The following is a 17,805-nucleotide window of genomic DNA, read 5'->3' on the forward strand; positions in this document are numbered from 1 at the left end:
GTAAGGCGGACAGGGTTCAATGGCACGGCACCGCCTTATCAGCTCTGGGGACGAAAGGCAGGACGGACATGTCCGACTTCAAACCTGGTCTCGAGGGGGTCGTTGCCTTCGAGACGGAGATCGCCGAACCGGACAAGGAGGGCGGCGCCCTCCGGTACCGGGGCGTGGACATCGAGGATCTCGTCGGCCGCGTCTCCTTCGGCGACGCCTGGGGCCTGCTGGTCGACGACAGCTTCGACCCCGGCCTGGCGCCGGCCGACCCCCACCTCCTGCCGGTCACCTCCGGCGACGTCCGCGTCGACGTGCAGAGCGCGCTCCCGACCCTCGCCCCCGCGTACGGGATGCGCCCGCTGCTCGACATCTCCGACGAGGAGGCCCGCGCCGACCTCGCCCGCGTGTCGGTGACGGCCCTGTCGTTCGTGGCCCAGTCCGCGCGCGGCGTCGGCGTCCCGATGGTCCCGCAGGCGCGGATCGACGAGGCGAAGACGATCACCGAGCGGTTCATGGTCCGCTGGCGCGGCGAGCCCGACCCCAAGCACGTCGCCGCCATCGACGCCTACTGGGTCTCCGCCGCCGAGCACGGCATGAACGCCTCGACGTTCACCGCCCGCGTCATCGCCTCCACCGGCGCGGACGTCGCGGCGAGCATCTCCGGCGCGATCGGCGCGATGTCCGGCCCGCTGCACGGCGGCGCCCCGGCCCGCGTCCTGCCGATGATCGAGAAGGTCGAGCAGCTCGGCGACGCCCGCAAGGTCGTCGCCGACATCCTCGACTCGGGCGACCGCCTCATGGGCTTCGGCCACCGCGTCTACCGCGCCGAGGACCCGCGCGCCCGCGTGCTGCGCCGCACCGCCAAGGAGCTGAACGCCCCGCGCTTCGAGGCCGCGAAGGCCCTGGAGGACGCGGCCCTCGCCGAGCTGCGCGAGCGCCGCCCCGACCGCCCGATCGAGACGAACGTCGAGTTCTGGGCCGCGGTCATCCTCGACTTCGCCGAGGTCCCGACGGCGATGATGCCCGCCATGTTCACGTGCGGCCGCACCGCCGGCTGGGCCGCGCACATCCTCGAGCAGAAGCGCACCGGCCGTCTCGTCCGGCCGAGCGCGAAGTACGTCGGCCCCGGCACCCGCTCGATCGAGTCGGTGGCGGGTGCGGCGGAGGTCCTCAAGCGCAACGGCTGACACGGCCGATCGCACCCCCGCACACGCGCTGAGGCCCCCGGTCCGCCGGGGGCCTTGCCCGTTCCCGGCCCGTCCGCCTCCGGCGGGCATGTGCCTTCCCTGCCCTTCGCCCCGAACTCGCGGAACCTCGCCGTCCCCGGTCCCGTCGCGTCCAGATCGTAGCCGGACCGGACCGCCGTTCCCGGCGAACGAGGAAATCCCCGCCACGACGCGCTCGCCCCCGCGTCGGCGAACGGCCCGAAACTTTCCACCTTCGGCCGACTGTCGGGATTTGCGCGTGCTTGGCATCATGAGCGCGTGATGCACGAGCGATCGCTTCACCAGGACGAACCACTCGAAGGCGACATCGGGCCCGCGGCCTCGCGACGTCCGGACGCCCCGGCGACGGGCCTCGGCGCGTCCTACGACTTCGGCTCGCCCAAGGACCGGCGGGCGGCCCTGCGCCGGTACGAGGCCGAACGGGAGGAGCGGCGGCGCCGCGTGGACGCCGCGTCCGGCCGGATCGCCTCCATGCTGGTCGCCGCCCTGCTGGCGTTCATGACCTTCGACTCGGCCCGCACGGCGGTGCAGGCGCACGAGCGCGGCGACGACTGGCTGTTCCCGCCCGGCGTGCTCGCCGCGGTCTGCGGCATCGCCTTCCTCATCGTCATCGCGAGGGTCCTCGGCGCGGCCCCGCGCAGGTGAATTGACGCGCTCCCCGGCCCGAAGGCCGGGGATTCGGCCTGTGCCGCGCCGGTAGCGGTGCGGCACTTCCGCGGCTTCCTGCTTCACCGGGCCGTGCCCACGGCCCCGGACGAACCGGGATCGTGGGTCTTACCTGCCCTCCACAGGCGTTCAAGGTCTCCGCCTCCCCCGGACGTCTGGGAGTTTCCGTCCAGCGGCGACCAGGAGCATCAGGCAGTGATGCGGCGCCCTTCGACCAAAATGTTGCGGGCGGCGTTGACATCGCGGTCGTGCACCATCCCGCACCCGGTACAGGTCCAGTGGCGGACGTGCAGAGCCTTGGGTCCGTCGCGTCGCCCGCACTCCGAGCACAGTTGCGAGGACGGGAACGCACGGCCGACCCGCGCGAAGGTGCGTCCGTGCCGGGCCGCCTTGTACTCCAACATGCGCGTGAAGGCCGACCACCCCGGCGTCGTGCACCGACTTCGCCAGCCGGGTACGGGCCAGCCCCTTCACGCTCAGCGCCTCCACATAGATCGCTTGATTATCGGACTCGGGGAGCGGCTCGTCGGTGATCTCGACCACGAACGAGCAGATGTACCGCCCGGCGGCGTCCTTGATCACCGTCACCGTGGACGGGACCGACGGCAGCGTGCGGGACCACTTCACCCTCACTTCGCCGATCTTGGGGAGCGCGAGTTCGCCGCCCTCGGTGATGCGCCAGCGGGCGTTGGCGGTGAACCGGATCGACTGGCGCCGGTCTTTGCGGGATTTGAACCGTGGAACCCCCCATGCGGGGACGTTCACCGGCCAAGCCGTCGAAGAACGCCCGGTAGGCGGTCTCCACGTCCCGCAGCGCCTGCTGCAGGATCACCGAGGACACCTCGCCCAGCCACGCCCGTTCGGGCGTCTTCTTCGCCTTCGTCAAGGCCGCCGACAGTTCGGCGGCCTTGACGAACGGCAGCCCGGCCTCTCGGGCGGCCTCCCGCGCCCGCAGCGCGTCGTTGTACACCACTCGAACGCACCCGAACGCCCGTGCAAGGGCCTGCCGCTGCCCGACGGTGGGGTAGACGCGGAACGAGTACCGGAGTTGCATGGGCGAATTATTACCTCATCGACACGGAAGAGCACGGAGCGTGATGGTCGGTGGCGGTGCCGGTACCCCTCTGGATGGACGTGCGGGGTCAATGCGGCCAGTGGTCCCGGGTTGTGCCCTTCTCGTCCTGAAGCGACCAACCGTCCGCGGCCCGCTACGCAGGTAGGTCGCCTTCACACCCGCTCTGCCTGCGGAGCACTGCCGACGAAACCGGTAGCCTTCTGCGAGTGACCGACAGCGCGAATCCTGCCATTGACATTCCCGCCGACATCAAGCCCGCCGACGGCCGGTTCGGGTGCGGCCCGTCCAAGGTCCGTCCCGAGCAGCTCGCCGCGCTCGCCGGGTCCGGCTCGACCTACCTGGGGACCTCGCACCGGCAGAAGCCGGTGAAGTCGCTGGTGGGCCGGGTCCGCGAGGGCCTGTCGCAGCTGTTCTCGCTCCCCGAGGGGTACGAGGTGCTGCTCAGCAACGGCGGCACGACCGCGTTCTGGGACGCCGCCGCGTTCGGCCTCGTCCGGCAGCGGTCGCAGCACCTGACGTTCGGCGAGTTCTCCAGCAAGTTCGCGAAGGTCACCACGGGCGCGCCGTGGCTGGGCGAGCCGACGGTCATCTCCGCGCAGCCGGGCTCGCACCCCGAGCCGGCCGCCGAGGAGGGCGTGGACGTCTACGCGCTCACCCACAACGAGACCTCCACGGGCGTCGCGATGCCGATCCGCCGCCCGGCGGGCACGACGGCCTCCGAGGCGCTGGTGCTGGTGGACGCGACGTCCGGTGCGGGCGGCCTGCCGGTGGACGTCGCCGAGACGGACGTGTACTACTTCGCGCCGCAGAAGTGCTTCGCGTCCGACGGCGGCCTGTGGGTCGGCCTGGCCTCCCCGGCGGCGCTGGCGCGGATCGAGGAGATCGCCCAGTCCGACCGGTACGTCCCGGAGTTCTTCAACCTGAAGACCGTCGTGGACAACTCCGCCAAGGACCAGACGTACAACACCCCGGCCGTCGCCACGCTGCTGCTGTTCGCCGAGCAGATCGAGTGGATGAACGAGAACGGCGGCCTGGAGTGGACGACGTCCCGCACGGCGGACTCGTCGCAGCGGCTGTACACGTGGGCCGAGAAGACCTCGTACACGACGCCGTTCGTGATCGACCCGGCGCAGCGGTCGCGGGTCGTCGGGACGATCGACTTCAGCGACGACGTGGACGCCGCGGCCGTCGCGAAGGTCCTGCGGGCGAACGGGATCGTCGACACCGAGCCGTACCGCAAGCTCGGCCGCAACCAGCTGCGCATCGGCATGTTCCCGGCGATCGACCCGGCGGACGTCGAGGCGCTGACCGCCTGCATCGACTTCGTCGTCGAGCGGCTCTAGCCGTCCCCGCCCGGCCCCTGCGGGGCGGCCCGGCGGGGCCGGGCGGGTGAGACGCAGATCTATCGGCGGCCGGTTCGAGGCGGGCGTCCGGCCGAATAAGCTCGGACGCGTGAACCGCGCGCCCCAATGGCTGCTCCCCACCGTGCTGACCGCGCTCGTCCTGGCCGTGGTCGTCGGCGCGCTGCTGAATTGAGCGGCCCGAGTCGATCCTGCGGATCGAGCCCCGCGGCGGCCCCGGGCGGGCCGGGGGTGCGCGGCGCGGGTCCCGTGCGGAACGGGGATGATCGAGACATGCCATCGCGCCCGTCCCGCCCCGCACGCCCGTCCCGGTCGCGGCGCCCCCGCGCGCCGCTCGTCGCGGCGGGCGCCCTCCTCGGCGGGGTGGTGTTCGCCCCGGCGGCGGCCGCCGACGAGGACGAGATCGCGTTCCGGATCGCCGATCCGCGCATCACCGAGTCCAGCGGGCTGGCGGTCAGCGCCCGGCACGACGGCGTGGTCTACACGCACAACGACTCCGGCGGCGTCCCGCAGGTCTTCGCGCTCGGCCCGGACGGGCGGACGCGGGCCGTCCTGACGATCGGCGGCGCGCAGGCCCGCGACTGGGAGGCCATGGCGGTCGGCGAGGACGAGCGGGGCCGCCCGGCGATCTTCGTGGCCGACATCGGGGACAACCTCGGCGGCGCGTGGCCGCACGTGACGATCTACCGGGTGCCGGAGCCGCGGAGCCTGCGCAGCCAGACGCTCGAGGCGACCGCGTTCCGGATGCGGTACGAGGACGGCCCGCGCAACGCCGAGGCAATGATGATCAACCCGCGGACGAACCGGGTTTACGTCGTCAGCAAGCTGTTCGGCGGCAAGGTGTACGAGGCCCCCGCGAACCTGCGCACGTCGGGCTACAACACGCTGCGGGAGGTCGCGGACGCGCCCGCGATCGCGACCGGCGCGGCGTTCTCCCCGGACGGCCGGACGTGCGTGATCCGCACGTACTTCGGCGCGACCGTGTACGAGGTCGGGGCGGACGGGCGTCCGGGCGAGCGGATCGGTTCGGTGCCGATCCCGCGGCAGGAGCAGGGCGAGGCGATCACGTACACGGCGGACGGCCGGAGCGTGCTGGTGTCGTCGGAGGGCGCGGACCAGCCGGTGCACCGGGTGCCGCTGCCGGAGGAGGCGCTGCCGGCCGCGCCGCGCACGCCGGACGGCGGATCGGGCGATGCGCAAGAGAACGGGCAGGGCGGCGAGGAGGCGGCGGACGAGGACGGGCGGCGCGACGCGTCCGGGCCCCGGGTGGGCCTGTTGCTCGCCCTCGCGATCGCGGGAGCGGTGGGGTACGGGTGGTGGCGGAGCCGGCGGGGACGCGCGTGACCGGCCCGGCCTGTCCCGCGCGCGGCATGTCCGTTCCGGTGGGGGATCGGATCGCGGAAGGCGGTCACGGTCCCGTGGCGGCGCGTGTGAGGATGCGCCCTGTGGAAGCGGACCGGTGCGACGCGGGCGGCCGTGACGGCGGGCGCGCGGTGGACGTTGGACACGGTGGAGTCGGACGCCGCGGAGGTGAACGCGGTGGACTGTGATCGCGGTGGAGCGTGAGCGCTGTGGAGCATGAGCTGGTGGGTCTGGCGGGCCCCGGCGGCCGGTGGCGTCCGGTGGCCGCCGTGCCGTTCACCGTCGCGGCGGCGGGGCTGGCGCTGCTGCCGATCCACCCGGTGTGGCTGTGGGCGTCCCTGATCGTCGTCGTGGGCGCCGTCCCCTGGCTGCTGGGGGCGCTGCCGGAGGCGCGGCGCCGCCGGCCCCGCCCGTACTGGCGGCTGTCGGCGGACGGCCTGGAGCGCATCGGCCCCGGCGGCCTCACCCTCACCCGCTACGAGCGCGACCGCATCGACGCGCTGGCCGTCACCACCGGCGACGGCGTGCTGACCGTCTTCCACCGGTTCGGGCGGACGGCGGTGGGTCCGACCGTCTCGCTCGGCATGGAGCCGATCGCGCTGTTCGTCGCCGCCCGGCGGCTCGGCATCCCGCTGCACCTGCTGGACGGGGAGGCGGGCGACCTGCTCGACCCGGCCGTCGAGGAGGCGCTGCGCGTCCCCGGGCTGGACGACGGCCCGGCGAGCGTCGGGGCGCTGCCGCGCGACCACGCGGCGGAGAAGCGGCTGCTGGACCAGGAGGCGGCGCTGCTGGCCGCCGCGCACGAGCCGGGCGAGCATCTGCCCCGGCACGGCGGCGAGGTGCGGCTGGACACGCCCGCGCCGCTGCCGAGCCGCCGCCGGATCGCGGCGCTGGGCGCGCTGACCGGGGTGCTGGGCGCGGTGATGATCGTCCGGATCGCGGTGGAGGGGACGGGCGCGTTCGGCGCGCGGCTCGCCGCGGCCTGCTGGGCGGTCGCCGCGGTCGCCGGGGTGCTGGCGGCCCGCCGGCGGCTGGCGCGGGCGGCGCAGGTCCGGTGGACGATCTCGCCCGAGCGGCTGGCCGTGCGGGCCCGTCCGGGCGGGCGCGCGGCGCTGGAGGTCGCGGCGGCGGAGATCGCGGCGATCGTCGTGGGGCCGGGGCTGCGGGTCGACCCGCTGTCCGGGGAGCCGCAGCGCGCCGAGCTGGCCGCGCTCGCGTTCGGGCACCGGCTGGAGCTGCTGGCGCGGCTGCCCGCGGACGGCCTGGACGGGTTCCAGCTCGCGCACGCCCTGGACGACCGCGGCTACCGGGTGATCACGCCGGGGGCGCGCCCGCCGCGCCGCCCGCACTACGGCCTGGACCGGGTGCCGGACGTCTTCCCGTGGGTGCCCGGCGGCCGGCTCGTCGTCGCGGACGGCGGGCTGGGCTGGGCGGACGCCGCCGGGGACGTCGTCATGCAGGTGCCGGGCGAGCACCTCGGGGTGATCGAGCTGCTGACGATCGCGGGGCACGCGTGGGTGCGGCTGCACGACGCGGACGGCGACGAGCTGCTCGCCGCGCCGCTGTCGGCGCTGCGGATCTCCCGGACGGACCTGCGCGAGTCGGCGCGCCGGGAGGGGCTGCCGGTCAACGACGCCGAGTACGACGCCTACCTGAGCGCGGCGTTCCATTCGGCCGTGTCGACGCTCGCCGACCCCGGCCCGGACGCCGAGCCGGCCCCCGCGTCGCTGGCGCCGGGCGCCGCCCGGGAGGGCGGGCCGGACGCGCGCCCGGCCGAGCGCGGCGACGACCCGGCCGACGACCGGGCGGACGCCGACACCGAGGACATCCCGGCCGTTCCCGCGTTCACGCTGGACCTGGACGCGCCGCCCGGCCCGGCGGCCGCGCCCGGCACGACGCTCGACGCGACGCGCCGGTCCCGGGTCGGCACGTACGCGATGAGCGTGGCGCTGTGCGAGGCGGTGGCGCTGCTCGGCGCGGTGTGGCTCGGCCCGGAGCTGGGCGGGTTCGGCCTCGTGGCGAGCTGGGCGGTGCCCGCGGGGGCGCTGATCGGGCTCGTCGGCAACTGGCTGTACGACCGGAACCGGGCGCAGCTGCGGGTGTCGGCGGCCGGTCTCGCGGTCGTCACCCGGCGCGGGCGCGTGGAGTGGGAGCTGGCCCGCGACCGCATCGGCGGCGTCGGCGTGGACGAGTCGTCGGCGCGGATGCCGCGGCTGGTCGCGTGGGGGCCGTCGGGGCGGGTGCTGCGGCAGGTCGCGTTCCCGCCGGACCTGACGGAGCTGCGCCGCGCCTGCGAGCGCTACGGCGTCCCGTGGGGGCCGCCGGACGCGGACCGTCCCGCCCCGCCGCCGCCGGAGCTCTGACGCAGCGACCACGTCTTCAGCGGCTCGTAGGCCAGTTCCGGGTGGTCCTTGCCGGGCAGGTGGCTGCGCATGAGCCGCACGGAGTCGGCCGTCCAGGGCGACCCGGCGAACGCCGACAGCGACTCCAGCAGCGGGCGGACGTCCACGGGGCGCCGCGACCGCGCCAGCGTCAGGTGGGGGCGGAACCCGCGGTGCTTGTCGTGCGGCATCCCGGCGCGCCGCCCGGCCGCCGTGGTGGACGCGGCGAGCCGCGCGAGGGCGCGCCGGTCGCCGAACAGGCCGGTCCACAGGACGCGGGCGTGCGCGCCGTTGCCGGGGAACGCGCCCGCGCCCGCCAGCGACAGCGTCATCCGCTCGTGCCGCTGCACGGCACGTTCCAATCGGGGCAGGAGCCGGTCGAGCCGCCGGTCGTCGAACTCGCCGAGGAACGTGAGCGTGACATGGATCAGCTCGCGCCGCGTCCATCTCAGCTCGGGGACGTCGTCGCGGTGCGGCCGCACGGCCTCCTCGAGCTCGTCCAGGACGTCCGGCGGCGGTACGAGCGCCACGAAGAGCCTCATGAGCACGTCCCGAGAGCCACCTGCCCAGCTTTCCAGCAGTCGGCACCCGTTGTCACGCGGTCACGGCGCCTCGTGACCGATCCCGGGGCCGGTCTTCGGGCCCGTCCGGCGGGCCGTCCGTTCCGCCGGGCGCTCCGCGCGGCGGGCGCCGGGCGAACGCGGCGACGGCGAGCGGCGCCACCGCGCACACGATCCCGCCGAGGACGATGCTGGTGCGCGGCCCGAACGTCTCGGCGACCCACCCGATGAACGGGGCCCCGATCGGGTTCGTCCCGAGGAACACCAGCATGTACAGGCCCATGACGCGGCCGCGCATCTCGGGGGCGACGCTGAGCTGCATCGTCGCGTTCGCGGACGTCGTGAACGTCATGAGCGCGATGCCGGTGGGCACCAGCATCAGCAGGAACGACCAGTAGGTCGGCATCACGCCGGTGACGACCTCCAGGACGCCGAACACCAGCGCCGCGCCCAGCAGCAGCCGCAGCCGGGGCCGGGTCGCCCGCCGCGCCGCCAGCAGCGCCCCGGTGACGGCCCCGAGCGCCATCATGCTCGTCGCGAGCCCGAACGAGGACGCGCCGGTGCGGAAGACCTCGCGGGCGACGAGCGCGATCGTCGTCTGCAGGTTCATCCCGAAGGTCGCGACGAACCCCACCAGCACCAGGATGATCATCAGGTCGCGGCGGCCCCGCACGTACCGGAGGCCCTCCATGAGCTGGCCCTTCGCGCGTTTCACGGGCTCCGCGGGGTGCAGGTCGTCCGCCCGCATCGCCTGGAGGCCGAGCAGCACGGCGCCGTAGGACGCGGCGTTCACGAGGAACACCGGGCCGGTGCCGATCAGCGCGATCAGCACCCCGGCGACGGCCGGTCCGATCAGGCGGGCGCCGTTGAAGATCGCGCTGTTCAGCGCGATGGCGTTCGGCAGGTCGCGCCGCCCGACCATCTCGACGGCGAACGCCTGCCGGGTGGGGTTGTCGACGACCGTGGCCATGCCGAGCCCGAACGCGAGCACGTACACGTGCCACACCTGCGCCGTCCCGGTGATCGCCAGCAGGCCGAGGACGAGCGCGAGCGCGCCCATCGACACCTGCGTGATCATCAGGACGCGGCGTTTGGGGTACCGGTCGGCGATCACGCCGCCCCACAGGCCGAACAGCAGCAGGGGCAGGAACTGCAGGCCGGTGGTGATGCCGAGCGCGGTGCCGCTGCTGCGGGTCAGTTCGAGGACGAGCCAGTCCTGGGCGATGCGCTGCATCCACGTGCCGGTGTTGGACACGACCTGCCCGGTCGCGAACAGCCGGTAGTTGCGGTTGCGCAGCGACCGGAACATGCCGCCGCGCCGCTCGCCGTCCTCGCCGTTCTCGCCGGGGAGATCGTCCGGGGCGGGCGGGACGTCGGCACGGCCGGGCGCGGGGGCGGCGGTCTTCCTGAGCGCCGTTCCCCCGGGTTCGTCGGGTCCCTCATCGCCAGAACTCATTACCATTGCTAACGATAATCGCGGCGCACGCATTCCGGCAAGCGGCCGCGAGAGCGACCGGCACGGCGGTACCCGCCGGAACCCGGACGAACCCCGGCGGTCAGGACCGGCTGAGCTTGTCGATCACGGGCGCGGCCCGCCGCAGGATCTCCCGCTCGTCCTCGGTCAGCTCGCCCAGCCGCCGCGACAGCCACGCCTCCTTGCGGCGCCGCTCGGCCGCCAGCAGCGCGCAGCCGCGCTCGGTCGCCTGCAGCACGACCTGCCGCCCGTCCGTCGGATGCGGGCTGCGCAGCACCAGCCCCTGATCCTCCAGATGCCCGATCACGCGGGTCATCGACGGCGGCTGCACCTTCTCGTGGTCGGCCAGCTCGCGGGGCGTCATCGAACCGTGCCGCTCGATCGCCGCCAGCGCCGCGAACTGGGTGAGCGGCAGCGGGCTGTCCGCCCCGCCCTCGGACGCCTCCGGGCGCAGCGTGCGCAGCCGCCGCGACAGCCGCGCGATCGAGATGCGCAGCTCCTCGGCCAGCCCCGGCGACCGCGCGGCCCCGGTGTGTTCAGTGGACATGCTCATCGGTCTCCTGTCCGCCCATGCTGCCATGCCCCGGCCCGGAGGCGCCCGGCGTCCGCCCGGTCCGGGCACCGTACCCTGGAGGCATGACGCGCCAGCGCCGCCCCGACCCGCCGCCGATGAAGACCAACGACGTCCGCATCGCCGCCGTCGGCACCGGCGCGTGGGCCGTCGCCCTCGTCGTCCTGCTGCTCCTCGACATCCCCGCCGAGGACCGCTGGTGGATCTGGGTGTGCGTCACCGGCATCGCCATCGGCCTGTTCGCCACCTGGTACATCCCGCGCCTCCAGGCCGGCCGCGCCCGCCTGGAGGCCGAACGCGCCGCCGCCCGCCGCGAGCACGAACACTCCTAGCCGTCCGTCCCGCTAGTCGTCCAGGTCGCTTTCGGCCCGCAGGACGGGCAGCGCCCCCGGATCGCGCAGGACGGCCTCGGCGTGCAGCCGCGCCTCCCACTCCCCGGTGACCCACGCCAGCGCGCGCGCCAGCCCCGCAGGGCCGTCCGCATGCACCTGACCGTCCCCTACCCACCACTGCACGTCCGTGCCGTCCACGGTCAGACGGTCATGCGCACGGTAGACGTCGGGCGCACCCGGCAGCACGGCCCGGACCTCCTCGGGGACCGGACGCTCCTCGCCGTCCTCGACCTCCCCGGCGACCTCGTCGCTCGCCGCCGGCAGGTCGAGGAGTTCGGCGAGCCGCTCCTCCCGGCCGCGCGCCGCGATGACCAGCGGCTGCCCCGCCAGCAGCGGCAGCAGGTCGGGACGGTCCAGGACGAGCGCGTCGCCCGCGTCCACGACCTCCACCGCGCCGTCGACGACGGCCCGCACCCGCTCCGGCGGTTCGACGTCGAGGCCGGGCGCGTCCGCGAGCGCCGTCCACAGGGCGCCGAGCCGGTCGCGGGCGACGTCCCGAGCCGGGTCGGCGAGCCGCTCCAGCAGCTCCCGGGCGCCCCCGGGCTCGTCGAGCAGGTCGTCGAGCGACGTCCGGACGCCGAGCGCCGTCAGCAGCCGCTCGTCCGGCCCGTCCGGCGCGACGTCGTACAGCCCCGCCAGCGACGCGTCCCCCGGCAGCCGGAACTCGCGCGGCCTGCGCCCGTCCAGCACCGGCCGCCGCCCCAGCCACCAGGCCGTGTAGGACGGGACGGCCGCGCGCCGCCCCGTGTGCAGGACGACGTGCGCGGGTTCGACGATCGCGGCGCGCCACGGCGGTTCGGCGAGCAGCCGCAGCGCGGCGCCCCAGTCGTCGACCAGCTCCAGATCGCGGACCGCGATCAGCTCCGGCACGGCGGGCGGCAGGTCCTGCGGGCCGATGCGGCGCAGGACGTCGTCGGCCCAGCGGTCCTCGTCGTCCAGCTCCAGGGTCTCGGCCCCGTCGGCCAGCGCAGTCAGGTCGACGTCCTCGCCGCGGGCCAGCGCGAACCCGTCGAGGACCCCCACCGCCGCGAGCGTCTCGGCGCCCCACCGGTCGAGCAGCCCGCCGTCGACCACGCCGAACGGGGCGTCGTCCGCCATCAGGCCCCGCAGCGGGCTCCCGGGCAGCAGCAGCTCGCCCGCCGGGTACGGCTCGCCGTCGTCGCCCGGCAGCGCCAGCTCCGCGAGCCACGGCTCGTCCCCCGGGTCGACCGACCCCGCCGCGACGAGCCCGAGCACCGCCTCCGCGACCGCCTCCGGATCGTCCGCGTCGAACGACTCCTCGACCGCCGCCCGCACCGCCGGATCGCCCAGCACCGCGCGGGGCCCCGCCTCGACCGCGCCCAGCCGCCGCAGCAGCGGATGCACCGCGTCCGGATGGACGAACCGCAGCCCCAGCGCCCCGAGCCCCGCCGGGTCGACGCCGTCCGCGATCAGCAGCCCGCGCGGGCCCCGCACCAGCCGGTCGTCCGCCAGCGGCACCGGCAGCGCGCCGAGGCCCTCCGCGTCGGCCCCCTCCAGGGCCGCGTACACGCCCCGCCACCAGGCCGGTTCCCGCTCGACCGCGGCCAGCTCGTCCACCACGTCGGCCAGCTCGACCCGCCGCACCCCGAGCGCCGCGAGCGCCGGACTCCGCGCCGGCCAGCCCGGCGGGAGCAGCCCGCCGAACACCGCCGGCCCGTCCCCGTGCCCGCCGAGCAGCTCGACGAACCCGGCCGGGGCGTCCAGCACCAGCGCGTCCCGTCCGCGCGCCCCGCCGGGCAGCACGGGCGCCTCCGGCAGCCGGTCGGCGATCGCCCGCCGCAGCCGCGCGTCCAGCTCCCCCGCCGCCACCGGCCCCGGCACCAGCCCGAGCACCCCGGGGGACGCCGCCCGCGCCCCCATCAGCCGGACGTACGCGTCGGCGGCCCGCGCCACGAGGAAGTCGGTGAGCGGCCCGGGGGCGACGTGCCGCCGGTCCGGCGCGAGCGGGAACGACGCGATCAGCAGCGCGGGCAGGTCGAGCGGCTCGTCCGTCGGCGTCGGCGCGTGCAGCGCCCGCGGGACGTCCCCGCCCTCGGGCAGCGCCCACCGCACCAGCCAGAACGGCCGGTCCCGCTCCTCCACGGGCCGGTCGGCCAGCAACTCGCCCGGCACGGCCCCGTGCGCCTCGACGGTCGCCCACTCGACCCCGTCGATCACCACGCCCCGCACGTCCGAACCGCCGAACGCGGCCAGGCCGTCCGCATGCCGACCGGTATCCGCCGCCCGGCGCGCACCGGCCCCACCATCGGACGCGCTCAGGCCGTCCACGCGACCGGCGCCCCCCGCCTCCTCGCCTTCGGCACGCCGCGCGGGCTCGGCCGTTCCGGGGCGTTGGGCGGTGAGGGTGCGTTCGGTGCCGTCGAGGACGATCTCGACCGACTCGAGGGCCGGGAGCGCGAGCAGCAGCGGGGCCGCGACCTCGGCGAGCTGCGCCCGGACGGACGCGAGCGCGGCGTCGTCGCGCAGCGGCAGCCGGACGACGGTGTCGAAGCCGTCCGGGACCGGCGGGGCCTCCGCGGGCGGGACGGCGAACGGCAGCCGGAGCAGCGGCGCGCGGCCGGAGCGGCGCCCGACCTCGGCGGCGACGCCGGGAAGGGCCTCGGCGAGGTCGCGGGCGCGGTCGCGGGACCAGGCGACCGCGCCGGTGCGGGACGCGATCGCGGGGGCGTCGGTGACGGCGACGACGGCGGCGAAGCCGACGCCGAAGCGGCCCACGGCGCCCGTGTCGTCCCGTTTCGCGGACGCGCGGAGGGTCGAGAGGGCCTCGACGCCGGGGGCGTCGAGGGGCGCGCCGGTGTTCGCGGCCGTGAGGACGGCGCCGTCCAGCGTCAGCCGGAGGCGGCCGGGCACGCCCGCGCGGGACGCGGCGTCGGCGGCGTTCTGCGCCAGTTCGACGACCACCCGGTCGCGGTAGCCGCCGAGGGCGTGGTCGTCCTCGGTGTTGGCGTCCTCGCGGAACCGGGCGGGCGACTCCTCCCAGGCGCGCAGCACCCGCTCGCGGAGGGCGCGGGCGCCGAACGGGTCGGCGGCCGCCGTCCCGTTCGGGGCCGTCGCGTCCGGGTCCGTCGCGTCCGGGGTCGTGGGGCGGGTCACCGGATCAGCTGTGGCCGAGCGCCTCGTCGTCCAGGGGCGCCGAGTCGTCCCCCGGACCCGGGACGAGGTCGTAGCCGAGCTCGTCGATCACCGGGGGGCCGTGCTCGGACGCCGCGGGCAGCGTGACGGCCTCGGAGTGCGCCCCGCAGCCGTGGTCGGCGGACACGACGCGGCCGTCGTCGGGGGCGTACTCGTTGGCGCACACGCCGAACACCTGGCGCATCTCGCCCGCGAGCGGCAGGTAGAAACCGCAGGTGGAGCACTGGGCGGGGGCGGACGCGGCGATGGGGGCGCGGGGGCCGTGGACGCCGTCGTACCAGCGGGCGGCGGCCTCGTCGCGGCCCTCGCGGGACAGCACGCGGACACGGCCGAGGCCCGGCTCCCACTGGGCCTCGCGGTCGCCCTCGGCGGTCTGCGCGAACGCCGGGGTGAGCCGGACGTCGTCGGGCGCGGTGGGCAGCAGGTCGCCGGGGCCGAGGTCGCCGGGGCGGAGCCGCTCGAGCCACGGCACCCAGTCGGGCGCGAGGAGCGCGTCGTCCCCGGGGAGGAGGACGCACTCGTTCACGGTCACGTTCTTGGCGCGGGACGCCCGCACCACGGTGACCGACCAGCGCCAGCCCCGGTAGGCGGGGTCGAGGCACTCGAACGCGTGCGTGACCAACCGGTCGGCCTCGGCGCGGAGGCCGAGATGCTCGCCGACCTGTCCCGGCCGGGCCGTCTCCTCCGCCGCCGCGCGGGCGAGGTCGACGGCCTCGGCGCAGGCGCGGTCGACGGCGGGCGTCCGGGTGCGGCGGGGCCCGGTGGAGCGGCGGGTCGCCCCGTTCTCGGACGGGGTCTTGGCGTTCTCGGGAGCTGGGCTGGACTGACGCGTTGGGCTCACGCCTCAATTCTCGCCCATGGATCCAAGTGAACGCGCCCGCCGCGGGCGCCCGCCGCCCCCGGGAACGTCAGGGGCTGAGGTCGTCGGCGACCGCGCGGAGCACGGTGGCGATCTTCTTGGCCTCGGCCGGCGCGGGGTGCTTGCCGCGCCGGTAGGTGTTGGAGATGCCGTCGAGCAGCTTGATGAGGTCCTCGGTGATCAGCACCATCTCGTCCGGCTTCTTGCGCCGCTGCTTGGCGATGGCCTTCTCGACCGACGGCAGGGTCTCCAGGAGCCGCACCTGCATCGCCTGCTGCCCGCGCCTGCCCTCGACCACGCCGAACTCGATGCGCTGCCCGGGCTTGAGCGTCGTCACCCCGCCCGGGAGGGCGGAGGAGTGCACGAAGACCTCACCCCCGTCGTCGCGGGTGAGGAAACCGAACCCCTTGTCGGAGTCGTACCACTTGACCTTGCCAGTCGGCACGGGAGACCTCGTCTAGTAATCGTCTGGAATCGGTCCCAAGATTAGTGCCTCACCGCGCGCCGGTGAACACGCCGGGGGCGTGGACGGCACACCGGGACCGATGCTCGCAAAGTACCCCGAAGGAGTTCGCCCGGCACCCCATTTTCGGCGCGCGGGAAATGTCCCGTCAGCGGGTCGCGAAACGCCCGAGCCAGTCCGGGAACGCGTGCAGGTCGGGCAGGACGACGTCCGCGCCGTAGGCGGTCAGGGCGGCCGCGTCGAACGGGCCGGTCGCGACGCCGACGGCCACCGCCGCGGCGGCCCGCGCCGCGTCCACGTCGCCGGTGTGGTCCCCGATGTAGGCGCCCGCGCCGTGCGCGCGCAGCGCGGCGCCCTTGTCGGCGCCGAACAGGCCGCCGACCACCGCGTCCACGGGCAGCCCGAGGAACCGGACCGTCCGCTCGGTGTCGGCCTGGTTCTTCCCGGACACCACGACGACCCGCCCGCCCAGCGCCCGCACCGCGTCGACCGCCGCCGCCGCGCCGGGCATGACGACCGTCGCCGGGAGCGCCACCTCGGGGTAGATCGCCCGGTACCGGTCCGCCATCGCGGGCACCTCGGCCGCCGGGAACCAGTGCGCGAGCTCGACCTCCAGCGGCGGCCCGAGCCGTCCCACGACCACGTCGGTGTCGATGGGGACGCCGCTCTCGGCGGCGAGCGCCGCGTACACCGCGGAGATCCCGGCGCGGGTGTCGGCGAGCGTCAGGTCGAGGTCGAATCCGACGACCGGCCCGGAACCGGTCCGCGCGCCCGGCGGGGGTTCGGCGAACGTTTCCGGTGACATTTCCGGTGAATCGCGGTGCAGCACGCCCCACAGGGTAAAGGTCCTCTTAGGACGCTCGAGACGCGAGTACCCGCGCCCTCCCGGTAGTGGCGATGCGACGGGATCCGAGTGGGAGAGCGCGGGAACTTTCCGCGCGGGAACCGTTCCGCGTGGCCGGAACTGGCCTGTCCGGTCACCGGGAACTCCGCCCGTGCTGCAGGGATACCCGGCACCCCGGCCAGCAACCGCCCCACCAGGGAAAACGCAGTACCCGATAGGACCACCCCCGGCAAAAGAACGATCAGCCGGCCCGGCGAAGGAGGGCGCCATGACGAACGGCACCACCGGCACCGACCCCACCACCCGGACGGGACGCCGCCGCGCGCCCCGCGCACCCGCGCGGGCCGTCGGCGCCGTCGCCACCGCCGTCTCGGTCGTCACGACGGCCGTCGTGGCGATCCTCGCGATCCACATCCTGTTCGTCGTGTTCGAGGCCAACACCGGCAACGGGATCGTCGAATGGTTCGCCGGCTCCGCCGACCGGCTCGCCTGGCAGTTCGAGGACGTCTTCCGCCCGGACGACCCGAAGGTCGCCGTCGCGGTGAACTACGGCCTCGCCGCCCTCGTGTACCTGGCCGCCGGCCGGGTCCTCGCCGCGCTCGTCCGGCGCCTCGCCTGACCGGCGGGCGCCGCCGTCTCCTGCGAGAACGGTCACGAAACGGGGCTCGCCGGGCCTGAGCAGCCGTCATCGAGTCGGGGATGCCTTACTGTTCTTGCGGAGGAAATCATCACCATGACGCCAAGTACTCGCGAGCGGATCGTGGCCGAGTCGCTCCGGCTGTTCGCCGACCGGGGCTACGCCGCGACGTCCGTCGCCGAGATCGAGGCCGCGGCCGGGCTGTCCCCGGGCGCGGGCGGTCTCTACCGGCACTTCCGGTCCAAGGAGGAGGTCCTCTCCTCCGCCATCCGCGAGCACATCGAACGGACCCGCAAGCAGATCAGCGACGTCCTCGCCCAGTCCGGCTCGTACAAGGACCGGCCGCTGGAGGTCCGGCTCCGGATGACCTGCCAGGCCGGCCTCGCCAAGATGCGCGAGGAGCAGGACCTGATCCGCGTGCTGTTCCGCGACCTCGACCAGTTCCCGAACCTCGTCGCGGAGATGCGCGAGGGCATCGTCAACCCGCTCTACGACGGGATCGCGACCTGGCTGTCCGAGCAGCCCGAGTACGCGGGCGCCGACGAGGACTGGCCCGCCGTCGCCTCCATCCTGGGCGGCGCGGTCGTGAACTACTGGCTGGCGAACGAGTCGATGTACGAGCCGCCGACCCGCATCGACGAGCGGCGCTTCGTGGAGAGCTGGGCCCGGCTCGGCATGGGGCTGGTCGCCCGCGAGTCCTCGCCCGCGTCCTGACCCGCCCGGACGAACCGGGCCGTCCGGCGGGTCGGGGGCGCGCCGCCGCCACCGCACGCTTCGGGTGCTCCTACCC

The 17,805-nt window shown here is 75.1% G+C and carries 18 protein-coding genes; 9 read left to right on the top strand and 9 right to left on the bottom strand.

Translation table 11 applies throughout. From position 1 onward, the window contains the following. Window positions 1-68 precede the first annotated feature (68 nt). Both AB0L25_RS06235 and AB0L25_RS06240 read left to right on the top strand, forming a co-directional pair. Window positions 69-1,178, top strand: a complete 1,110-nt coding sequence (locus AB0L25_RS06235) for a citrate synthase 2 (protein ID WP_500169185.1) — start codon at window positions 69-71, stop codon at window positions 1,176-1,178. Window positions 1,179-1,475: 297 nt separating this feature from the next. Beyond that, window positions 1,476-1,862 carry a hypothetical protein gene (locus AB0L25_RS06240; protein WP_500169187.1) on the top strand — a complete coding sequence of 129 codons (387 nt, stop codon included), beginning with the start codon at window positions 1,476-1,478 and terminating at the stop codon, window positions 1,860-1,862. A 209-nt stretch (window positions 1,863-2,071) separates the two neighbouring features. Here the strand turns inward: AB0L25_RS06240 and AB0L25_RS06245 are convergent, their stop codons facing one another. Beyond that, complete coding sequence (locus AB0L25_RS06245; RefSeq protein WP_500169189.1) at window positions 2,072-2,287, bottom strand: zinc ribbon domain-containing protein; 216 nt, start codon at window positions 2,285-2,287, stop codon at window positions 2,072-2,074. Between the two features lie 98 nt (window positions 2,288-2,385). Continuing rightward, complete coding sequence (locus tag AB0L25_RS06250; RefSeq protein ID WP_500169191.1) at window positions 2,386-2,937, bottom strand: helix-turn-helix domain-containing protein; 552 nt, start codon at window positions 2,935-2,937, stop codon at window positions 2,386-2,388. Window positions 2,938-3,164: 227 nt separating this feature from the next. Between AB0L25_RS06250 and serC the strand changes: the two genes are divergently transcribed. From serC to AB0L25_RS06270, 4 genes are all read left to right on the top strand, one after another. Continuing rightward, window positions 3,165-4,301, top strand: coding sequence for a phosphoserine transaminase (gene serC / locus AB0L25_RS06255; RefSeq protein ID WP_500169193.1), 1,137 nt, complete (start codon window positions 3,165-3,167; stop codon window positions 4,299-4,301). A gap of 46 nt (window positions 4,302-4,347) precedes the next feature. Continuing rightward, window positions 4,348-4,494 carry a hypothetical protein gene (locus tag AB0L25_RS06260; protein ID WP_157433002.1) on the top strand — a complete coding sequence of 49 codons (147 nt, stop codon included), beginning with the start codon at window positions 4,348-4,350 and terminating at the stop codon, window positions 4,492-4,494. Window positions 4,495-4,592: 98 nt separating this feature from the next. Further along, window positions 4,593-5,663 (top strand): lactonase family protein, encoded by a 1,071-nt coding sequence (locus AB0L25_RS06265; protein ID WP_500169194.1) that lies wholly within the window; start codon window positions 4,593-4,595, stop codon window positions 5,661-5,663. A gap of 227 nt (window positions 5,664-5,890) precedes the next feature. Further along, entirely contained in the window at window positions 5,891-8,044 is a 2,154-nt protein-coding gene (locus AB0L25_RS06270; protein ID WP_500169196.1) for a hypothetical protein, read from the top strand. On the opposite strand, the gene thpR is transcribed toward AB0L25_RS06270, so the two are convergent. The 3 genes from thpR to AB0L25_RS06285 form a co-directional block, all read right to left on the bottom strand. Beyond that, window positions 7,981-8,604 carry an RNA 2',3'-cyclic phosphodiesterase gene (gene thpR, locus AB0L25_RS06275; protein ID WP_500169198.1) on the bottom strand — a complete coding sequence of 208 codons (624 nt, stop codon included), beginning with the start codon at window positions 8,602-8,604 and terminating at the stop codon, window positions 7,981-7,983. The genes AB0L25_RS06270 and thpR overlap by 64 nt on opposite strands. 52 nt (window positions 8,605-8,656) lie before the next feature. Further along, a complete protein-coding gene (locus AB0L25_RS06280) occupies window positions 8,657-9,931 on the bottom strand; it encodes an MFS transporter (RefSeq protein ID WP_500169249.1) in 1,275 nt (424 codons plus the stop codon). A 247-nt stretch (window positions 9,932-10,178) separates the two neighbouring features. Next, window positions 10,179-10,643, bottom strand: a complete 465-nt coding sequence (locus AB0L25_RS06285) for a MarR family winged helix-turn-helix transcriptional regulator (RefSeq protein WP_500169200.1) — start codon at window positions 10,641-10,643, stop codon at window positions 10,179-10,181. Window positions 10,644-10,732: 89 nt separating this feature from the next. Between AB0L25_RS06285 and AB0L25_RS06290 the strand changes: the two genes are divergently transcribed. Beyond that, complete coding sequence (locus tag AB0L25_RS06290; RefSeq protein ID WP_500169201.1) at window positions 10,733-10,999, top strand: DUF2530 domain-containing protein; 267 nt, start codon at window positions 10,733-10,735, stop codon at window positions 10,997-10,999. A 12-nt stretch (window positions 11,000-11,011) separates the two neighbouring features. Here the strand turns inward: AB0L25_RS06290 and AB0L25_RS06295 are convergent, their stop codons facing one another. From AB0L25_RS06295 to AB0L25_RS06310, 4 genes are all read right to left on the bottom strand, one after another. After that, a complete protein-coding gene (locus AB0L25_RS06295) occupies window positions 11,012-14,173 on the bottom strand; it encodes a sacsin N-terminal ATP-binding-like domain-containing protein (RefSeq protein WP_500169203.1) in 3,162 nt (1,053 codons plus the stop codon). Between the two features lie 4 nt (window positions 14,174-14,177). After that, window positions 14,178-15,053 (bottom strand): DUF3027 domain-containing protein, encoded by an 876-nt coding sequence (locus AB0L25_RS06300; protein WP_500169205.1) that lies wholly within the window; start codon window positions 15,051-15,053, stop codon window positions 14,178-14,180. Window positions 15,054-15,120: 67 nt separating this feature from the next. Continuing rightward, entirely contained in the window at window positions 15,121-15,516 is a 396-nt protein-coding gene (locus tag AB0L25_RS06305) for a cold-shock protein (protein WP_500169207.1), read from the bottom strand. Window positions 15,517-15,682: 166 nt separating this feature from the next. After that, window positions 15,683-16,339 (bottom strand): HAD family hydrolase, encoded by a 657-nt coding sequence (locus AB0L25_RS06310; RefSeq protein WP_500169209.1) that lies wholly within the window; start codon window positions 16,337-16,339, stop codon window positions 15,683-15,685. Window positions 16,340-16,646: 307 nt separating this feature from the next. On the opposite strand from AB0L25_RS06310, the gene AB0L25_RS06315 reads away from it, so the two are divergent. Continuing rightward, entirely contained in the window at window positions 16,647-16,997 is a 351-nt protein-coding gene (locus tag AB0L25_RS06315) for a hypothetical protein (protein ID WP_500169211.1), read from the top strand. Window positions 16,998-17,111: 114 nt separating this feature from the next. Then, on the top strand, window positions 17,112-17,729 hold the full coding sequence (locus AB0L25_RS06320) for a TetR/AcrR family transcriptional regulator (RefSeq protein ID WP_500169213.1): 618 nt from the start codon (window positions 17,112-17,114) through the stop codon (window positions 17,727-17,729). Window positions 17,730-17,805: the final 76 nt, after the last annotated feature.

This window comes from Spirillospora sp. NPDC052242, from assembly GCF_040679555.1.
Lineage (GTDB): Bacteria > Actinomycetota > Actinomycetes > Streptosporangiales > Streptosporangiaceae > Spirillospora.